The 17208-nt window shown below is 74.0% G+C and carries 18 protein-coding genes; 10 read left to right on the top strand and 8 right to left on the bottom strand.

Annotation, left to right across the window (positions count from 1 at the left end):
* Positions 1–6 precede the first annotated feature (6 nt).
* From QBL21_RS03025 to QBL21_RS03000, 6 genes are all read left to right on the top strand, one after another.
* Positions 7–762: a cytochrome c biogenesis CcdA family protein gene (locus QBL21_RS03025; protein ID WP_407560404.1), complete on the top strand. Its 756-nt coding sequence runs from the start codon at positions 7–9 to the stop codon at positions 760–762.
* Positions 763–765: 3 nt separating this feature from the next.
* Complete coding sequence (locus QBL21_RS03020; protein ID WP_407560403.1) at positions 766–2664, top strand: cytochrome c biogenesis protein ResB; 1899 nt, start codon at positions 766–768, stop codon at positions 2662–2664.
* Positions 2661–3758: a c-type cytochrome biogenesis protein CcsB gene (ccsB, locus tag QBL21_RS03015; protein ID WP_407560402.1), complete on the top strand. Its 1098-nt coding sequence runs from the start codon at positions 2661–2663 to the stop codon at positions 3756–3758. The genes QBL21_RS03020 and ccsB overlap by 4 nt, the downstream gene beginning before the upstream one ends.
* A gap of 95 nt (positions 3759–3853) precedes the next feature.
* A complete protein-coding gene (locus tag QBL21_RS03010; protein WP_407560401.1) occupies positions 3854–4213 on the top strand; it encodes a cupin domain-containing protein in 360 nt (119 codons plus the stop codon).
* 5 nt (positions 4214–4218) lie between these two features.
* Positions 4219–4512 carry a hypothetical protein gene (locus QBL21_RS03005; protein ID WP_407560400.1) on the top strand — a complete coding sequence of 98 codons (294 nt, stop codon included), beginning with the start codon at positions 4219–4221 and terminating at the stop codon, positions 4510–4512.
* Positions 4513–4559: 47 nt separating this feature from the next.
* The gene (locus QBL21_RS03000) at positions 4560–5351 is read left to right on the top strand and encodes a phytanoyl-CoA dioxygenase family protein (protein ID WP_407560399.1); all 792 of its coding nucleotides are present in this window, start codon (positions 4560–4562) and stop codon (positions 5349–5351) included.
* Position 5352: 1 nt separating this feature from the next.
* On the opposite strand, the gene thrS is transcribed toward QBL21_RS03000, so the two are convergent.
* Both thrS and QBL21_RS02990 read right to left on the bottom strand, forming a co-directional pair.
* The gene (gene thrS, locus QBL21_RS02995) at positions 5353–6681 is read right to left on the bottom strand and encodes a threonine--tRNA ligase (RefSeq protein ID WP_407560398.1); all 1329 of its coding nucleotides are present in this window, start codon (positions 6679–6681) and stop codon (positions 5353–5355) included.
* A 271-nt stretch (positions 6682–6952) separates the two neighbouring features.
* Entirely contained in the window at positions 6953–7555 is a 603-nt protein-coding gene (locus QBL21_RS02990; protein WP_407560397.1) for a TIGR03086 family metal-binding protein, read from the bottom strand.
* Between the two features lie 64 nt (positions 7556–7619).
* On the opposite strand from QBL21_RS02990, the gene QBL21_RS02985 reads away from it, so the two are divergent.
* Positions 7620–8429: a DUF6597 domain-containing transcriptional factor gene (locus QBL21_RS02985; protein WP_407560396.1), complete on the top strand. Its 810-nt coding sequence runs from the start codon at positions 7620–7622 to the stop codon at positions 8427–8429.
* A gap of 56 nt (positions 8430–8485) precedes the next feature.
* Here QBL21_RS02985 and QBL21_RS02980 read toward each other — a convergent pair whose 3' ends face one another.
* The 6 genes from QBL21_RS02980 to QBL21_RS02955 form a co-directional block, all read right to left on the bottom strand.
* Positions 8486–9082 (bottom strand): TIGR03086 family metal-binding protein, encoded by a 597-nt coding sequence (locus QBL21_RS02980; RefSeq protein WP_407560395.1) that lies wholly within the window; start codon positions 9080–9082, stop codon positions 8486–8488.
* On the bottom strand, positions 9079–10095 hold the full coding sequence (locus tag QBL21_RS02975; RefSeq protein WP_407560394.1) for a sigma-70 family RNA polymerase sigma factor: 1017 nt from the start codon (positions 10093–10095) through the stop codon (positions 9079–9081). Before QBL21_RS02975 ends, QBL21_RS02980 begins: the two co-directional genes overlap by 4 nt.
* A gap of 154 nt (positions 10096–10249) precedes the next feature.
* Complete coding sequence (locus QBL21_RS02970; RefSeq protein ID WP_407560393.1) at positions 10250–11083, bottom strand: NAD(P)H-binding protein; 834 nt, start codon at positions 11081–11083, stop codon at positions 10250–10252.
* A gap of 132 nt (positions 11084–11215) precedes the next feature.
* Entirely contained in the window at positions 11216–12553 is a 1338-nt protein-coding gene (locus QBL21_RS02965) for an MFS transporter (RefSeq protein ID WP_407560392.1), read from the bottom strand.
* Entirely contained in the window at positions 12550–13101 is a 552-nt protein-coding gene (locus QBL21_RS02960; RefSeq protein ID WP_407560391.1) for a GNAT family N-acetyltransferase, read from the bottom strand. The genes QBL21_RS02965 and QBL21_RS02960 overlap by 4 nt, the downstream gene beginning before the upstream one ends.
* A gap of 44 nt (positions 13102–13145) precedes the next feature.
* A complete protein-coding gene (locus tag QBL21_RS02955; RefSeq protein WP_407560390.1) occupies positions 13146–13460 on the bottom strand; it encodes a hypothetical protein in 315 nt (104 codons plus the stop codon).
* A 147-nt stretch (positions 13461–13607) separates the two neighbouring features.
* Between QBL21_RS02955 and QBL21_RS02950 the strand changes: the two genes are divergently transcribed.
* From QBL21_RS02950 to QBL21_RS02940, 3 genes are all read left to right on the top strand, one after another.
* Entirely contained in the window at positions 13608–14366 is a 759-nt protein-coding gene (locus tag QBL21_RS02950; RefSeq protein ID WP_407560389.1) for an SDR family NAD(P)-dependent oxidoreductase, read from the top strand.
* A gap of 103 nt (positions 14367–14469) precedes the next feature.
* Complete coding sequence (locus QBL21_RS02945; protein WP_407560388.1) at positions 14470–16437, top strand: glycoside hydrolase family 15 protein; 1968 nt, start codon at positions 14470–14472, stop codon at positions 16435–16437.
* Positions 16430–17041: a histidine phosphatase family protein gene (locus QBL21_RS02940; protein WP_407560387.1), complete on the top strand. Its 612-nt coding sequence runs from the start codon at positions 16430–16432 to the stop codon at positions 17039–17041. The genes QBL21_RS02945 and QBL21_RS02940 overlap by 8 nt, the downstream gene beginning before the upstream one ends.
* Positions 17042–17208: the final 167 nt, after the last annotated feature.

Below are 17208 nucleotides of genomic sequence, written 5' to 3'. Positions count from 1 at the left end.
AACGCCATGGAGCCGAACCAGACCGTGATGACCGGGGCCCTGCTGCTGGCCCTGCCGGTCGCGGTGCTCGGCGGCCTGGTGTCCTTCTTCTCCCCGTGCGTGCTGCCGCTCGTCCCCGGCTATCTCAGCTACGTCACCGGGGTCAGCGGCACCGACCTGGAGAACGCCCGCCGCGGCCGGATGGCCGCCGGTGCCGGGCTCTTCGTCCTCGGCTTCACCGCGGTCTTCGTCTCGACGGGCGCGTTCTTCGGGAGCGTCGGCAACAACCTGCTGGAGCACCGGGAGACGATCTCCAAGGTCGTCGGGGCGCTGACGATACTGCTCGGGCTGACGTTCATGGGCGTGCTGGGCCGCACGCTCGGCGGGCTCACGCAGCGGGAGTTCCGGATCCACAAGCGGCCCGCGGTGGGGCTTGCCGGGGCGCCGATGCTCGGCATGGTCTTCGGCATCGGCTGGACGCCGTGCATCGGGCCGACGCTGATGTCGGTGCTCGCACTCTCCACCCAGGAGGCCAGCGCCGGCCGCGGCGCGCTGCTGACGGTGGCGTACTGCCTGGGCCTGGGGCTGCCGTTCATCGTCGCCGCCGTCGCGTTCCGGCGCGCGCTCGGGGCGTTCACCTGGGTCAAGCGGCACTATGTGTGGGTCATGCGAATCGGCGGCGGGATGCTCGTCGTGACCGGCATCCTGCTGCTCACGGGTGCCTGGGACCGCATCATCAACGAGATGCAGGTCTGGTCGTCAAACTTCACCGTGGGGGTCTGAGCCATGACCACGACCGACGAGCGCGAGCTGACGGCCGCCGCGTCCCAGTTGTCCACGGCGCCGCTCGACGACTCGCCGCAGAGCCCGGGGCCGCAGGGCGGCTCGTTCGGGCGCGAGCTGATGGCGTGGGCGCGCTGGTTCTGGCGGCAGCTCACCTCGATGCGGGTGGCGCTGCTACTGCTCTTCCTGCTGTCGCTGGGCGCCGTGCCCGGCTCGCTCATCCCGCAGAACTCCGTCGACGAGATCGCCGTCAACCAGTTCCGTGAGCGGCACGAGACGCTGGCGCCGATCTACGACAGGCTGGAACTGTTCGACGTCTACACCTCGGTGTGGTTCTCGGCGATCTACATCCTGCTCTTCGTCTCGCTCGCCGGCTGCATCATCCCGCGCTCCTGGCAGTTCGTCGGGCAGCTCCGCGCCCGCCCGCCGCACGCTCCGCGCAACCTGACGCGGCTGCCCGCGTACACCACCTGGGAGACCGAGGCCGACGGGGCCGAGGTGCGCGAGGCCGCGGAACGGATCTTCCGGCGGCGCCGGTTCCGCTACGCCGTGGCCCCGGCCGGCGACGGCGGCGGCGCGATCTCCGCCGAGAAGGGCTACCTGCGCGAGGCCGGCAACCTGCTGTTCCACATCGCGCTCTTCGTCCTCCTCGTCGCCTTCGCGACCGGGAACCTCTTCCGCGTCGAGGGCGGCAAGCTGATCGTCGAGGGCGACGGCTTCGCCAACACCCTCACGCAGTACGACGACTTCAAGGACTCCACGTTCGGCGCCGACCTGGACTCGTTCGGCTTCACGATGGACGACTTCACGGCGACGTTCGAGAAGGACGGGCCGCAGCGCGGCACGGCGCGCGAGTTCTACGCCGATCTGACCTGGTGGAAGGGCGCGGCGGGCGAGCAGCACCGGTCGCGGGTCGAGGTCAACCACCCGCTCCAGATCGACGACACCAAGATCTTCCTGATCGGCCACGGGTACGCCCCCGTCGTCACGGTCCGCGACGGCCAGGGCGACGTGGCGTTCAGCGGCCCGGTCGCGTTCCTGCCGCAGGACGGCAACCACACCTCCACCGGCGCGATCAAGGTCCCGGACTACCGGGACGAGAACGGCAAGAAGACGCAGATCGCCTTCCAGGGCTTCTTCACGCCGACGTTCGGCGGGTACAGCAAGGAGGGCATGGTCTCGCAGTTCCCGGGGCCCGAGTACCCGGCCCTGTTCCTCAACGCCTACCGCGGCGACCTCGGCGTGGACTCCGGCGTGCCGCAGAACGTCTACCAGCTCGACACCGAGCGGCTGAAGCAGTTCAAGGACAAGAACGGCGAGCCGCTGAAGAAGGCGCTGCGGCCCGGCGACACGTTCACGCTGCCGAACGGGGCGGGGTCGCTGGAGTTCGAGCGCCTGGAGCGGTGGGCCAGCTTCCAGATCTCCCAGCAGCCCGGCAACTACTGGGCGCTGGGCGGGTCCATCCTCGCCGTCATCGGCCTCGCCGGGTCGCTGTTCATCCAGCGCCGGCGCGTATGGCTGCGTACGTCGGCGGGGGCGGACGGCCGTACGGTCGTGGAGCTGGCCGGGCTGGGGCGCAGCGAGAGCGCGCGGCTGCCGGAGGAGCTGGCGGACCTGGCGGTGGCGCTCCAGACGGACGCGGCGCCGGCGGCGGACACGGCGGCGGACGCGGCTGAGGGCAAGGACAAGCCCGGGGGCGCGGGGGACAAGTCCGGCGCGGCCGGGGGTGGGTCCGCGGCGGCCGGTGCGACGTCCGTAGAGTCCGAAGGCACGTCCGTAGCGTCCGAAGAGTCCCGGTCCGACGAGTCCGAGCCCGAGTCCGGGTCCGGTACGTCCCAGTCAGAAGAACCCGACGAGCCCGAAGGGCCCGAAGCCAAGCCCGATGAAGGAGCGCGCGCGTGAACATCGCTGCCGCGACCAACCAGAACCTGGCGGACATCAGCAACGTCCTCATCTACTCCGCGATGGCCGTCTACGCCCTCGCCTTCTTCGCGCATGTCGGGGAGTGGGTCTTCGGCAGCCGTAGCCGGGTGGCCACGACCGCCGCCGCGCTCACCCCGCGGCAGGCGGCCGGCGGCGACGCGCCCGCCGTCTCCGTCACGGTCAAGCAGCGCGGCGGCGGCACCACCGTGCTGGAGCGCCCGAAGGTCGTCACCCGCGCCCCCTCCGGCGGCCGGGACGTACCCGACGGGCCGGGCGCCGCGGCCGGCGACGAGAAGGGCGACCTGTACGGCCGCGTCGCCGTCTCGCTCACGGTGCTGGCCTTCGCGCTGCACGCCTCCGGGGTGCTGCTGCGCGCCCTGTCGGTGCAGCGGGCGCCGTGGGGCAACATGTACGAGTTCTCCACGACGTTCTCCATGGTGGCGGTCGCCGCGTACCTCGGCTTCATGGCGGCCCGCAAGAACGTCCGCTGGATGGGCCTGCCGCTGGTCACCACGGTCCTGCTCGACCTGGGCCTGGCGGTGTCAGTGCTGTACACCGACAGCGACCAGTTGGTGCCCGCGCTCGACTCGTACTGGCTGTGGATCCACGTCTCGCTCGCCATCGCCTGCGGGGCGCTGTTCTACCTGGGCGCGGTCGCGACGGTCCTCTACCTCTTCCGCGACCGCTACGAGGCGAAGCTCGCGGACGCCAAGGGGCCGCAGCCCGGCTCGTTCGCGCGCTCGGTGCTGAGCCGGCTGCCGGCGGCGTCGTCGCTGGACAAGTTCGCGTACCGGGTGAACGCGGCGGTCTTCCCCTTCTGGACCTTCACCATCGTGGCGGGCGCGATCTGGGCGGAGAGCGCCTGGGGCCGCTACTGGGGCTGGGACCCCAAGGAGGTCTGGTCGTTCATCACCTGGGTCGCGTACGCCTGCTACCTGCACGCCCGCGCCACGGCCGGGTGGAAGGGCCGCAAGGCGGCGTACCTGGCGATCGTCGCGTTCCTCTGCTTCCTCTTCAATTACTACGGCGTCAACATCTTCGTCGACGGCCTGCACTCGTACTCCGGCGTGTAGGGCCGTTACCGCGACTCCCTTCTGTTTGCCGCTCTGTTTGCCGCGCCAGGCTCGTGAAGCGCACACTGGAATGGCGACAGAAGGGAGGTATCGCGATGCTGGAAGTAAAGACGATCGAGAAGCCCGATGAACGGCGTGACTTCCCGCGCGGTCACCTCGAAGCGGTGCACATGACCGGCCTGGATTTCGCGGTCGCCACGTTCGAGCCGGGCTGGCGCTGGTCGGAGTCGGTGAAACCCCTGGCGGGTACCGAGACCTGCATGGTGCACCACAACGGATACGTCGTCCAGGGCCGTATGCACATCCTCATGGACGGCGGCCAGGAGTCCGAGGTGCAGGCCGGCGACGTCTTCGTCTGCCCGCCCGGACACGATGCGTGGGTCGTGGGTGACGAGCAGGTCATCCTCTACGACTTCGCCGGCGGCATGGCGTCGGAGTACGCGAAGGGAAGCTGAGAACGATGACGTTCGTGCAGCTCATCGAGTACGAGACCGACCGCGGCAAAGAGGTGGACCGCATCATGAAGGAATGGATGCGGGCGACCGAGGGAAAGCGCACGATGTCCCGGGAGATCCACACGAAGGACCGGGGAGACAAGCGGCATTTCGTCGACATCGTCGAATTCCCGTCGTATGAGCAGGCGATGGTCAACAACGACCTGCCGGAAACCCGGGCCACCGCGGAGCGGTTCCGGGAACTGTGCAGCTCCGAGCCCCGGTTCGTCGACCTGGAGGTCGTGGATGAACGCTCCTGACGACGCGCCTCTGGCCCCGGGCGGCCCGGCGCGGTCATCCTGGGGCCATGGTCACCTCCAACGGATACGTGCTGGACGAGTCCTCCGGCCGCCTCGGTGAACTGCGCCCCGTGCCCGACGCCGAGCGGGAGGACCGGGCGGCGCTGTGGGGGCGGCTGCGGCGGGAGGGGTACCTGTGGCTGCGGGGGGCGCTGGACCCCGAGGCCGTACGGGAGTTCCGCCGCTACTACTTCGCGCACGTCGACCCCGAGGTGTCGCGCGGCGAGCAGCGCGAGGCGCTGTTCGGGCGGGTGGTGCCGGGGCCGGAGTACGCGGCGTTCTGTACGCAGCCGGCGGTGCGGGACTGGTACGCGTGGTTCCTCGGCGGCGAGACGTTCCTGCACCGGCGCAAGATCCTGCGCCACATCCGGCCCGGCGAGGCGGGCGTCGGCACGGCCACGCAGGCGCACTACGACCTCGTGTACCTCCGCGAGGGTACGGACCGGGTGCTCAGCTCGTGGATCCCGCTCGGCGACTGCCCGGTGGAGCTGGGCGGCCTGGTGTACCTGGAGCGCAGCCACGTGCGGGTGCTCGCGGACGAGGCGGCGGACACGCTGAAGCGCCCGGCCGCCTCGATCACGGCCGACCTGCCGGCGCTCGCGGAGGAGTACGACGCGCGCTGGCTCCTCGCGGACTACGCGGCCGGCGACATGGTCGTCCACTCGGCGCACATGGTGCACGCCTCGCTGGACAACACCGCGGCCACGTACCGGCTGTCGACCGACATCCGCTACCAGCGCACCGACCAGCCCATCGACTGGCGCTGGCAGGAGCACTGGCACGACCTCGACGGGCTCTGACTCAGCGGTCCGCGACTGCTTCGCGCCCCGGCTCCGCCTGCGCCCCCGCCTCCGACCCCGCGGCCGGCCACCCGTCCGGCCCCGGCTCCCCCTCCGGCCACAGCTCCGGGCGCCGCGCCGCCACCGCCGCCGCCATCCGCGCCACCGCCTGTGCCGCCGGCATCGGCGCCGGCCGCCGGCCGTCGCGCAGCCGCAGCGCCGCCGCCCCGGCGGCAGCCTCCCGCGGCCCGACCACCACCTGGTACGGCGCCAGCCGCGCGGCCCGTACCCGTGCGCCCAGGGTGCCCCGCTCCGGCCCGGCCGCCTCCGCGCGCAGCCCCGCCTCGACGCACCGCCGCAGCAGCGCCTGGGCCGGTGCCGCCTCCGCCTCGCCCACCGGCAGCACCACCGCCTGCACCGGCGCCAGCCACGGCGGGAACGCCCCCTGGTGCACCTCCACGAGCTGCGCCACCGCCCGCTCCGCGCTGCCGACGACCGAGCGGTGCACCATCACCGGCCGGTGCCGCGCGCCGTCCGGGCCCACGTACGCGAGGCCGAAGCGCTCCGGCTGGTGGAAGTCGACCTGCACGGTGGACAGGGTCGCCTCGCGGCCGGCCGCGTCGAGCACCTGTACGTCGATCTTCGGCCCGTAGAACGCCGCCTCGCCCTCCTCCGCGTCGTAGGCGATCCCCGCCGCCGCGAGCGCCTTCTCCAGCAGCGCCCCGGCCCGCCGCCACAGCTCGGGGTCGCGCACGTACTTGGCGCCGGGGCCGGGCAGCGAGAGCCGGTAGCGGGCGGCGTCCAGGCCCATCGCCGCGTACGCCTCCCGGATCAGCCGCAGCGCCGCCAGCGCCTCGTCGGCGACCTGCTCCAGGGTGCAGAAGACGTGCGCGTCGTTGAGCTGGATGGCGCGTACGCGGGTGAGGCCGCCGAGGACGCCGGACAACTCGGCGCGGTACATGCCGCCCAGCTCGGCAAGGCGCAGCGGGAGTTCGCGGTAGCTGCGCTCGCGGGCGCGGTAGATGAGGGCGTGGTGGGGGCAGAGGCTGGGGCGGAGTACGACCTCCTCGCCGGCCGATCCGCCGTCCGGGCCGCCGCCGAGGTTCATGGGCGGGAACATGTCGTCGCGGTAGTGCTCCCAGTGGCCGGACAGCTCGTACAGCTCGCGCTTGCCGAGGACGGGCGAGTAGACGCGCTGGTAGCCGGCGCGGCGCTCGACGTCGGAGACGTACTCCTCCAGCGCCTCCCGGACGGCGGCCCCGGCGGGCAGCCAGTACGGGAGGCCGGCGCCGAGGAGGGGGTCGGTGTCGAAGAGGTCGAGTTCGCGCCCGAGGCGGCGGTGGTCTTTCACGGTGGAGGGCTCCTCGCGGGTCGGTCGGGGCGGTGGCCGCCCCGCGGGAGCACGCATGCCGAAGCCCCGGGGCGGTTCGCCCCGGGGCTTGGCTGGGTCGTGGGTCAGCGCGCCGGGACGGTGTCCGGCGTCGTCGTCTGCAAGGCGCGCTTCATGGGGAGGAGGTTAGCAGGGGCGGGGCACGGATCCCGACCGGTTTTCGGGTACGGGGCCGGGGGGCCCGGGCCGTACGGGCAGGGTCTCCGGGGGTACGGGCCCGGGGGCAGCGGGGTTACGCGCCCGGGTGCCGCGGGTCGCGGCCCGTCGCGGCCAGCGCGCGGTCGAAGGGCGGGGCGTCCCGCGGTACGGGCACGGGGTCGGCGAAGCCGTCGTACTGCCGGTACATCTCGCCGTGGTCCTCCGCGACCCGCAGCACCAGCTCCGCCACCCCCGCCGAGGCCCGGAACTCCTGCCCGGTCGCCCGCGCCACGTCCCAGCCGTGCACCGCCATCTCCTTGACGATCACCGCCGCCACCTCCGGCGCGGGCATCGCCAGGAAGCCGAGGTCGATGTCGCCCTCCCAGGCCGCCGGCGCCGCCCAGGCGGCGAGCGCGCGGTCGAGCTGCGCAGCGTACGCCTCCGCCCAGCCGGGGTCGGCGGTGAAGTCGCGCTTGGGCAGCTCCTCGGGGAGCGGGGTGCGGTGGGCGCGGTGCTCCAGGCCGTGGGAGGTGAAGCAGACCCAGTGGTTGACGAGGGCGCGGACGTCCCAGTCGGCGCAGGGCGTGGGCCCGGCGAGCTGTTCCGCCCGTACGCCGCGGGCGATACGGGCGGCCTCGGCGGCGCACTCCTCCATCAGTCGGTACACGTCTGGCCGGTGGCTGTTCTCGCTGCTCATGCGGCCGAACGTACGGCGGGCGCCGCGGCCGGTCTTGAACAAACGCGACAGCTACGCTGCGCGTATGCACGGCTCCGGATTCGACGACGCGCACGGTGTCCTGCACCCCGGCGAGCACGCCCGGCTCGCCTCGCTCGACCGCCGCTGCCCCGGCCCGGCGGTGGCGCCGTTCGTCGACTGGTACTGGCACGTGCGCTGGCAACTGCCGGGCGCGGACACGTACGACACGAAGGTGCTCACGCACCCGACCCTGCACCTGGTCTTCGAGGCGCCCGAGCCGCTGGTGTACGGGGTGCAGCGCGACCTGTTCGTGCGCCGGCTGGCGGGCGGGGGGCAGGTGCTCGGGGTGCGGTTCCGGCCCGGCGGCTTCCGGCCGCTGGCGCCCGGGCCGGTGGCGGAGCTGGCGGACCGGCGGGTGCCGGCGGCGGAGCTGTTCGGGCCGGAGGTCGCGGAGGTCGGCCGGGCGGTGCTGGCGGCGGACCGGGGGGCGGAGATGTGCGCCCTGGCGGAGGACTTCCTCCGGCCGCTGCTGCCGGACGCGCCGGAGCCCGCCGCCGAGGAGGCGGCGGGCGTCGTGGCGCGGATCGCGGCGGAGCCGGGGCTGCTGCGGGTGGACCAGGTCGCGGCGGGGGCCGGGATGTCGGTGCGGCGGCTTCAGCGGCTGTTCGCGGAGTACGTCGGGGCGAGCCCGAAGTGGGTGCTGCGGCGGGCCCGGCTCCAGGAGGCGGCGGCGCGGGCGGACGCGGGCGCGGCGCTGGACCTCGCGGCGCTGGCGGCGGACCTGGGCTACGCGGACCAGGCCCACCTGACGCGGGACTTCACGGCGACGGTGGGGGCGCCGCCGTCACGGTACGCCGAGGGCACCCCGGGCTGAGCCCTGCCGCCGGCCGCCGCCGTACGCGGCCGGGCCGCGCCCCCCGTACGCCCCACTCACCCCGTCCAGTCCGGCCTTCTCCCCAGGTACGCCACCAGCCGCTCCCCCGGCTCCGCCCCCTCCCGCACCCACTGCATCTGCCCGAACCGCACCGGCCGGTCCTCCGCGAGCACGAACAGCGGCGCCAGCTCCAGCAGTTCCTCCGCCAGCGCCGCCGGCACCTGCTCCCGCTGCCCGCTGGCGCGGGCCAGGTCCCAGCCGTGCACCGCCAGCTCCAGCGCGCCCGTGCAGGTCACGACCGCCGCCGCCAGCGGCAGCCTGCCGACCGTGACCAGCTCCCGGCGCCGCACCGCCGCCCACGCGCCGAGCAGCCGCCGGGCCCGGTCCCGTACCGCCTTGACCGGGTCGGCGAGGCTGTACGCGGCCTGCGGCTTGAGGGCGATGTGGCCGGTGTCCGCGGCCTCGTTGAGCGCGGCCATGGAGTCGCCGACGTGCGCGAGGAGCTGCCCGAGGTCCCACTGCGCGCACGGTGTGGGCCGCCGCAGGTCGCCGGGGCCGACCCGGTGCAGCACGCCCAGGGCGTACGTCACCGACCGCTCCAGCAGCGCCACACCGCCGAGCAGCGCCGTGGGCGCGCTCCCATCGGGCCTCATCGGTGCCCCTCGCCGGTCAGGACCGCCGGCAGGCCGGCGGTGGCGAACAGGGACGTGTCGAAGAAGCAGCCGACGTGCGAGATCCGGCGCCCGTCGGGCGCGACGGTCAGCACGTGCAGCGCGAAGGGACGGTAGGCGTCGCGGTCGGCATCGGCGTCGGCGTCGCGGGTGTAGAGCGCGAAGCCCGGCTGCCCGTTGAGGCCCACCGGCAGCAGCCGGGCCTCCCCGGGCGCGTACGGGCACTGCACGGTGGCGAGCGTCGCGACCTGCTCCGGTCCGCGGAACCACTCGGGGAACGGCGGCATCTCCCAGACCACGTCCTCCGTGAACAGCCGCACGATCTCCCCCACGTCCTTGGCCACGAACGCCTCGACGTAGCGGTCCAGCAGCTCGCGCTGCGCCGCGTCGGCGGGCTCCGTGACCGACTCCTCGCTCGGCGCCGCCTTGTCCAACTGCGCCCGGGCGCGCTGCAACGCGCTGTTGACGGACGCCGTCGACGTACCCATCAGCTCGGCGACCTCCGCGGCCTTCCACCGCAGCACGTCGCGCAGCAGCAGCACCGCGCGCTGCCGCGGCGGCAGGTGCTGGAGCGCGGCGACGAACGCCAGCCGCACGGACTCCCGCGAGCCCACCACCGCCGCCGGGTCGGCCTCCCCCGGCTCCACCAGCGCGTCCGGCACCGGCTCCAGCCACGGCACCTCGGGCCGCTCGGTGAGCTGCCCGGCCGGGTCGTCGCCGGGGCCGCCGAGGCCGGTGGGCAGGGGGCGGCGCTGCCGCCGCTCCAGGGCGGTGAGGCAGGCGCGGGTGGCGATGGTGTGCAGCCAGGTGCGCAGCGAGGAGCGGCCCTCGAAGTTCTCGTACGACCGCCAGGCGCGCAGGTACGTCTCCTGCACCAGATCCTCTGCGTCGTGTACCGAGCCGAGCATCCGGTAACAGTGCGCAAGCAGCTCGCGCCGGTAGGGGTCGGACAACCGGAGGAAGTCCTCCCCGGCCGCCGTGTTCGCCGTAGCCATCGCCGATCCGCCCTCTCTGGTCGCTTTCGCTGCACCCGCTACGAGTACTGACTGCGTGATGCACGAAAACTCATCGCGGTCCGCACACGGGAGGTCACGCGAACACGTGCGGGCAGGTGGGGATGCGGATCCGAGGGCTCGGGCGGCGGCGGACTCAGGCCGCGAAGGCGTCGGCGTGGGTCTGCGCCCACTGCTCGAACGTACGGGGCTCGCGCCCCGTGATGTCGTACACCGTCGGCAGCACCGGCGACTCGTCCAGCGCGCCGCCGCGGTAGAAGTCGAAGAAGGCGTCCACGTACTCCCGCGGCATCGCCGCCGCCATCTCCGCGCGGGCGGTCACGTCGTCCAGCCCTTCGAAGCGCAGCGGCCGGTCCAGCACGTCGCCGAGGAGGGTCACCTGCTCGGCGGGCAGCAGCGGCTCGGGGCCCGACAGCTCGTAGACCTGGCCCTCGTGGCCGTCGCCGAGGAGCGTGTCGGCGACGACCTCGCCCACGTCGTACGGGTCGATGCAGGCGACCGGCACGTCCGCGAAGGGGCCGCGCACCACGTCGCCGGCGCGCAACTGCGGCAGCCAGCGCAGGGCGTTGGCGGCGAAGGCGCTGGGGCGCACGACGGTCCAGGGGATGCCGGCGGCGCGGACGGCCTCCTCGGAGCGGACCATGTACGCGGTGACCGCGTTGCCCATGTCGCCGCTGGCGGCGGAGCGGCCGGAGAGCAGCGCGACGCGGGTCACGCCGGCGCGGACGGCCTGGGCGAGGAGTCCCGGCATGTCGCGGTAGCCGGGCAGCAGGAAGACGCCGTCGACGCCGTCGAGGGGGCCGGCGAGCGACGCGGGGTCGTCGAGGTCGCCGGCCACGGCGGTGGCGCGCCGGGGCAGCCCGGGCAGTTCGCCGCCGCGGCTGAGCGCACGGACCTCGGCGCCCTGTTCTGCCAGCGCCCTGACCACCTCGGACCCGACGTTGCCCCCCGCACCCGCCACGAGATACATCCGGCGCCCCTTCCGGCCGCTGTTCGCAAGCCCACAGGGTGACACGCCGGAACCGCCGCTGTGCAGCCTGTCCTACGCCATGGACGGGTGCACGTCCGGGGCGCGCGGCGGCAGCGGCCGGGCGCACCGGACTCAGTCCGCCGCGGCCTTCTCCGGCGTGTCGGGCACGGGGGCGCCGGGCTCCGCGGTGTCGGCCGTGGCGCCGGGTTCGGGGGCGTCGGGCGCCGGGAGGGTCCTGACGTGGCGCAGCCCGGACGGGAGGACCCACAGCACGCTCAGCACGGCGCCCACCGTGCCGATCCACATCGTCGGCCGCAGCCCGACGGCCGCGCCCAGGGTGCCGGCGAGCACCGCGCCGACGGGTCGTACGCCGAAGTTGGACGTCTGGACCACACCCATCACCCGCGAGCGCAGCGTGGCCGGGATGACGGCGATCAGGTAGCTGTTGGCCGCGATGTCCATCACGGCGACCCCGCAGCCCGAGCCGAACTGCGCCACCGCCAGCACCGTGACCACCAGCGGCTTCGGGCCCTCCGCGAGCGGCACGAGCGTCAGGGGCAGGCTGAACCCGACGAACCCGGCGACGATCGCGGGCCCCTGCCCGATCCGCCGCACCACGCGCGGCGCGAGGTACGCGCCGGCCAGCCCGCCGAGCCCGACCATGGCGAAGACCAGCCCCAGCAGTCCGGGAGACAGGCCCAGCTCGTCGGTCGCGTACAGCACGAACAGCGTCGCCAGGAAGGTGGCGAAGAGACTCAGCATCGCGACCCCGGAGATCAGCAGCCTCGGGGTGCGGTTCGCCGCCACCCAGCGCAGCCCGGCGGCCGGCCCGCCGCGCTCGCGCCGCGCGGGCGGCGCCTCCGTCGCCTCGATACGTCCCAGGCACACGGCCGACACCAGATACGTCACGGCGTCGAGCACCAGCGCGAACGGGGCCGTCAGCGCCTGGACCAGCCCGCCCCCCGCGCCGGGACCGGCGATCGCCGCCGCGGATCTGCTGCCGGAGAGCAGCGCGCTGCCGTCCACGTATCGGTCCGCGGCGAGCACGGACGCGTAGACGTGGTGGTTGCAGACGCGGAAGAGCACGGTGAAGGCGCCGACGACGAACTCGGTCACGTACAGGTGCGTCATCGTCAGCGCGTCGAAGGCGTACGCCAGCGGTACGGAGGCGACGGCCGCGAACCGGCCGATGTCCGAGACGATCATCGCCCGGCGGCGGGACGCCTGCCGGTCGGCCCAGGCGCCGCCGGGGATCGACAGCAGCAGCGAGGGCAGCAGGGCGACTGCGGTGAGCCAGCCCATCTCGGCGGCGCCGGCGTCGAGCAGCAGCACGGCGGCGAGCGGGATCGCCAGGATTGTGATCTCGTCGCCGACCAGCGAGATGCTGTGCGCGGACCAGTAGAGGCGGAACCCCCGCTCCCGCAGCAGCCCGGTCCGGGGCGGGCGGTCGCGGGGGTCCGCGGCGTTCACAGGTCCAGCAGCATGATGTCGGAGACGGGCTTGTCGTCGGCCGGCTGCCACCGGCCGATCCGGCGGTATCCCCACGCGGCGTAGGCGGCGTGCGCGGGTGCCGCCTCCGCTTCGGTCCGCACCGCCAGCGTGACGCGCTCGACGCCCAGGCCCTCGCGGAGTTCGCCGTGCAGCCGGGCCGCGACGCCCCGGCGGCGGTGGCCGGCGCGTACGGCGAGTTCGACGATGCCGAGCGTGCGGTGGCCGGTCTCGGCCGCGAACTCCGGGGTCGTCTCCTCGTCCATGGCCTTCCACCAGCCGGTGTCGGCCGGGAGCGGGTAGCCGAAGGCGTAGCCGATCGGCAGTCCTTCGGCGCGGGCGACGACGAGGCGGGCGCGAGGGAGGAAGACCTCCTGCGCGAAGCGGTCGACGAACTCGGCGATTTCCCTGGGGCCTTCGCGGTACGGCGGTTCGACCCAGATCTCCTTGTACATCGGCAGCACGATGTCGAGCTGCGCGGCGCACTCCAGCCCTTCCCACCGCTGCACGGTGATGGACGGCTGTCCCATCCGTCTTCTCCTGTCCCCCGATACCGACCGGATCCGGCGGGTGTCTAGTGGCCGCCCGCCCCGACGAGAACGGACCGACGCCGCCCGCCGACGCCGGAACCACCCTTCAGCACGGCGGGGAGACGGACGGGGCGGCGGCTGCCGATACCACCGCCGCCGGTCTTCGCCGTGACGGCCGGTCTCGCGGTACGGCGACCGCCGATGCCGCTGCCGCCCTTCGCGGTGACCGGGACGCGCACGGTCCGGCGCGTACCCATACCGGGGCCGCCCTTCATCGTGGCCCGGCGGCGTGAGCCGACACCCGGGCCGCCCTTCGCCTCGGCGAGGGTGCTCATCTCGGGCTCAAGAAGCGTGATCATCTGTACGGTCCTTTCGACGTCGGACACGAGACGCCCACACCCTCCACCGCCGACCTGGCAGGAACCTTGTGCTCACCTGGAATCCCCAGCCCACACCCCGCACCCCGCCCCGCCCGCACCCCCGCCCACCTGCTTATCCTGGGCCGTATGCCTACCGCAGTCGTCACCGGAGCGAGCAGCGGCATCGGCGCGGCCACGGCCCGCCAGCTCGCCGCCGCCGGCCACCACGTCGTCCTCACCGCGCGCCGCAAGGACCGTATCGACGCGCTCGCCGCCGAGCTGACCGCCGCCGGGCACTCGGCCACCCCGTACGCCCTGGACGTCACCGACCGCGCCGCCGTGGACGCCTTCGCCGCAACCCTCGACGCCTTCCCCTCCGTCGACGTCCTCGTCAACAACGCCGGCGGCGCGCTGGGCACCGAGCAGGTCGAGGCCGGCGACCCGGCCGACTGGCGGGCGATGTACGACGTGAACGTCATCGGCACGCTCAACCTCACCCAGGCGCTGCTGCCCGCCCTCGTCGCCTCCGGCGACGGCACGGTGGTCATCGTCACCTCCACCGCGGGCCACGCGGTGTACGAGGGCGGCGGGGGCTACGTCGCCGCGAAGTTCGCGGAGCACAGCGTCGCCGCGACCCTGCGGCTGGAGCTGAACGGCCGGCCGGTGCGGGTCATCGAGATCGCGCCGGGGATGACGCGCACCGAGGGCTTCGCGGTGACCCGGATGCGCGGCGACGAGGAGAAGGCCGCCGCCGTGTACGCGGGCGTGAAGGCGCCGCTGACGTCGGAGGACGTGGCGGACACGATCACCTGGGCGGTGACCCGCCCGCCGCACGTGAACGTCGACCTGCTGGTCGTACGCCCCCGCGCGCAGGCCGCGAACCACAAGGTGCACCGAGAGTCGTAAAAACCCCTCCCCCGGGCACCCGAATGGCCGCGCCGCGAAGGCCGCAAGGCGTCCGCGGCGGGAGAGTCGTCGTAGCGCCGCCGGAGGGGAAGGAAGTGCCGTCGTGACCCCGGGCCCGTACCCGCCGATCGCAGACCACGGCATCATCGGAGACCTCCAGACCGTCGCGCTGGTCTCCACCGAGGGCGTGGTCGACTGGCTGTGCGCCCCGCGCTTCGACTCCCCCAGCGTCTTCGGCGCGCTCCTCGACCACGAGCACGGCGGGCGCTTCGCGCTCACCGCGACCGCCCCCGACGCCGTCCCCCGGCAGATCTACCTGCCCGGCACCGCCGTCCTCGTCACCCGCTTCCTGTCCACCGAGGGCATCGGCGAGGTGCTGGACTTCATGCCGGTGGACCGCCCGGAGGTGCCCACGGACACCCACCGGGTGATCCGGCTCGTACGGGCCCTGCGCGGCCGGATGCGCTTCGCGCTGGAATGCAGCCCCCGCTTCGACTACGGCCGCGACCCGCACCGGCTCGAACTCGACGGCCGCACCGCCCGCTTCCGCTCCGCCACCGCCGACGGCCACCTCCAGCTCCTCGGCCCGGTCGACGGGCTGACCCGCGACGGCGAGGACGTGCGCGCCGTGCTGGACCTGGCGCCGGGCCGCTCCGCCGCCGCGGTGTTCACCGTGTGCGCCCCCGGCGCCGAGCCGCCGCCGGCCGCGTACGAGCAGGGCGTGCACCGGGAGCTGAACACGGTACGGACCTACTGGCACCGCTGGGTCGCCCGCTGCACGTACCGGGGCCGCTGGCGCGACACGGTCAACCGCTCCGCGATCACGCTGAAGCTGCTGACGTACGCCCCGACCGGCGCCCCCGTGGCCGCCGCCACCATGGGGCTGCCGGAGCAGGTCGGCGGCGAGCGGAACTGGGACTACCGCTACACCTGGATCCGCGACGCCTCCCTGTCCGTACGCGCCCTGCTCGACCTCGGCTACGCGGCCGAGGCGGACGCCTTCCGCCGCTGGCTCGGCGACCGCCTCGCCGCCGGCCACGACGCCCGCGCGGCCCCCGGCACCGAGGACACCGCAGGCAGCGCCGGCAGCGCCGGCAGCGCCGGCAGCGCCGGCAGCGCCGACGAGAACGCCCCCGATGCCTCCCCCGACACCGTCACCGGCGAGCCGCTCCAGATCCTGTACCGGGTCGACGGCGACCCCCACCTGCCCGAGCAGACCCTGCCGCACTGGGAGGGCTACCGCCGCTCCGCCCCCGTCCGCGCCGGCAACGCCGCCGCCGACCAGCTCCAGCTCGACATATACGGCGAGGCCGTCTACGCCCTCGCCCAGGCCAGCGACACCGCGGGCCACGCCGGCTACGACGCCTGGCGCCACCTCACCGCGCTCCTCGACTGGCTCACCCAGCACTGGGACCGCCCCGACGAGGGCATCTGGGAGACCCGCGGCGGGCGCGAGGAGTTCACGTACAGCCGGCTGATGTGCTGGGTCGCCTTCGAGCGCGGCATCCGCATGGCCGCCGACCTCGCCCGCCCCGGCGACACCGCCCGCTGGACCGCCGCGCGCGACGCGATCTTCGAGCAGGTGATGGAGCGCGGCTTCAGCGCGCGGCGGCAGGCGTTCGTCCAGCACTACGGCAGCGACGTGCTCGACGCCTCGCTGCTGCTGATGCCGCTCGTGGGCTTCGTCGCGCCGCGCGAGCCGCGCTGGCTGTCGACGCTGCGGGCGATGGAGGCGGAGCTGGTCACCGACAGCCTCGTGCACCGCTACGACCCGTCCGCCTCCCCCGACGGGCTGCGCGGCAGCGAGGGCACGTTCTCGCTGTGCAGCTTCCTGTACGTGTCCGCCCTCGCGGGCGCCGGGCACGTCGACCGGGCCCGCTACGCGTTCGACAAGATGCTCACGTACGCCAACCATGTGGGCCTGTTCGCCGAGGAGATCGGCCCGACCGGCGAACAACTCGGCAACTTCCCGCAGGCGTTCACGCACCTCGCGCTCATCACGGCCGCGCTGGCCCTGGACGAGGCGCTGGACGCGGCGGAGACGGAAGGAGGACCGGCCGCCCATGGGTGACCTGCTGCTCGTGAGGCACGGCGAGACCGAGTGGAGCCGCGACGGCCGGCACACCGGCCGTACGGACCTGCCGCTGACGGACGTCGGCGAGGACCAGGCCCGCGCGCTGGTCCCGGTGCTGGCCGGGCGCCGCATCGCGACCGTGCTGTGCAGCCCGCTGGGGCGCGCGGTGCGCACGGCGGAGCTGGCGCTGCCCGGCCGCCGCGGCACGGTCCTGGAGCCGCGGCTCCAGGAGTGGGACTACGGCGGCTACGAGGGCCTGACCACCCCGGAGATCCGCGCGGACCGCCCCGGCTGGGACCTGTGGCACGACGGCGTCCCGACGGGCGCCCCCGGCCACCCCGGCGAGACGCTGGCGGCCGTCGGGCACCGCTGCGACGAGGTGCTGGCCGTCGCCGACGCGGCGCTGCACGAGACGGACGGCGACGTGCTGCTCGTCGCCCACGGGCACGTCCTGCGCGTCCTCACCGCCCGCCGGCTGGGCCAGCACCCGGCCGCCGGCGCGCTGTACCGGATGGAGACGGCCACGCTGTCCGTCCTCGGCACGGAGCACGACCGGCCCGTCCTGCTGGGCTGGAACATCCCCGGCAGCAGCGCGCGATGAGACCGCGAGAGGACCGCGATGGGACCGCGATGGGACACGGCATGCGCGCCTGCCGCACTCATGCGAGAAGATAAGCGGGTCAACCGCCTTACGGCGGACACCCGACCGAACGAACCGGTAGGGCGTGCGATAAACATGGTGGTCGTCGGCCCGACCCGGGCGGCACC

Source organism: Streptomyces sp. 184 (genome assembly GCF_045781775.1).
In the GTDB taxonomy this organism is placed as follows: Bacteria; Actinomycetota; Actinomycetes; order Streptomycetales; family Streptomycetaceae; genus Streptomyces.
The sequence above is the reverse complement of the archived record's forward strand: the minus strand, read 5'-3'. Positions and strand labels throughout refer to the sequence as shown.

Bases quoted from the DNA above. Each gene is read 5' to 3' on its own strand.
- QBL21_RS02955 (WP_407560390.1), bottom strand. From the start codon at position 13,460: ATGATCACGCTTCTTGAGCCCGAGATGAGCACCCTCGCCGAGGCGAAG.
- QBL21_RS03020 (WP_407560403.1), top strand. From the start codon at position 766: ATGACCACGACCGACGAGCGCGAGCTGACGGCCGCCGCGTCCCAGTTG.
- QBL21_RS02975 (WP_407560394.1), bottom strand. From the start codon at position 10,095: ATGGCTACGGCGAACACGGCGGCCGGGGAGGACTTCCTCCGGTTGTCC.
- QBL21_RS02980 (WP_407560395.1), bottom strand. From the start codon at position 9,082: ATGAGGCCCGATGGGAGCGCGCCCACGGCGCTGCTCGGCGGTGTGGCG.
- QBL21_RS03025 (WP_407560404.1), top strand. From the start codon at position 7: ATGGAGCCGAACCAGACCGTGATGACCGGGGCCCTGCTGCTGGCCCTG.
- QBL21_RS02990 (WP_407560397.1), bottom strand. From the start codon at position 7,555: ATGAGCAGCGAGAACAGCCACCGGCCAGACGTGTACCGACTGATGGAG.
- QBL21_RS02950 (WP_407560389.1), top strand. From the start codon at position 13,608: ATGCCTACCGCAGTCGTCACCGGAGCGAGCAGCGGCATCGGCGCGGCC.
- QBL21_RS02960 (WP_407560391.1), bottom strand. From the start codon at position 13,101: ATGGGACAGCCGTCCATCACCGTGCAGCGGTGGGAAGGGCTGGAGTGC.
- QBL21_RS03005 (WP_407560400.1), top strand. From the start codon at position 4,219: ATGACGTTCGTGCAGCTCATCGAGTACGAGACCGACCGCGGCAAAGAG.
- QBL21_RS02940 (WP_407560387.1), top strand. From the start codon at position 16,430: ATGGGTGACCTGCTGCTCGTGAGGCACGGCGAGACCGAGTGGAGCCGC.
- QBL21_RS02970 (WP_407560393.1), bottom strand. From the start codon at position 11,083: ATGTATCTCGTGGCGGGTGCGGGGGGCAACGTCGGGTCCGAGGTGGTC.
- QBL21_RS02985 (WP_407560396.1), top strand. From the start codon at position 7,620: ATGCACGGCTCCGGATTCGACGACGCGCACGGTGTCCTGCACCCCGGC.
- QBL21_RS03000 (WP_407560399.1), top strand. From the start codon at position 4,560: ATGGTCACCTCCAACGGATACGTGCTGGACGAGTCCTCCGGCCGCCTC.
- QBL21_RS03010 (WP_407560401.1), top strand. From the start codon at position 3,854: ATGCTGGAAGTAAAGACGATCGAGAAGCCCGATGAACGGCGTGACTTC.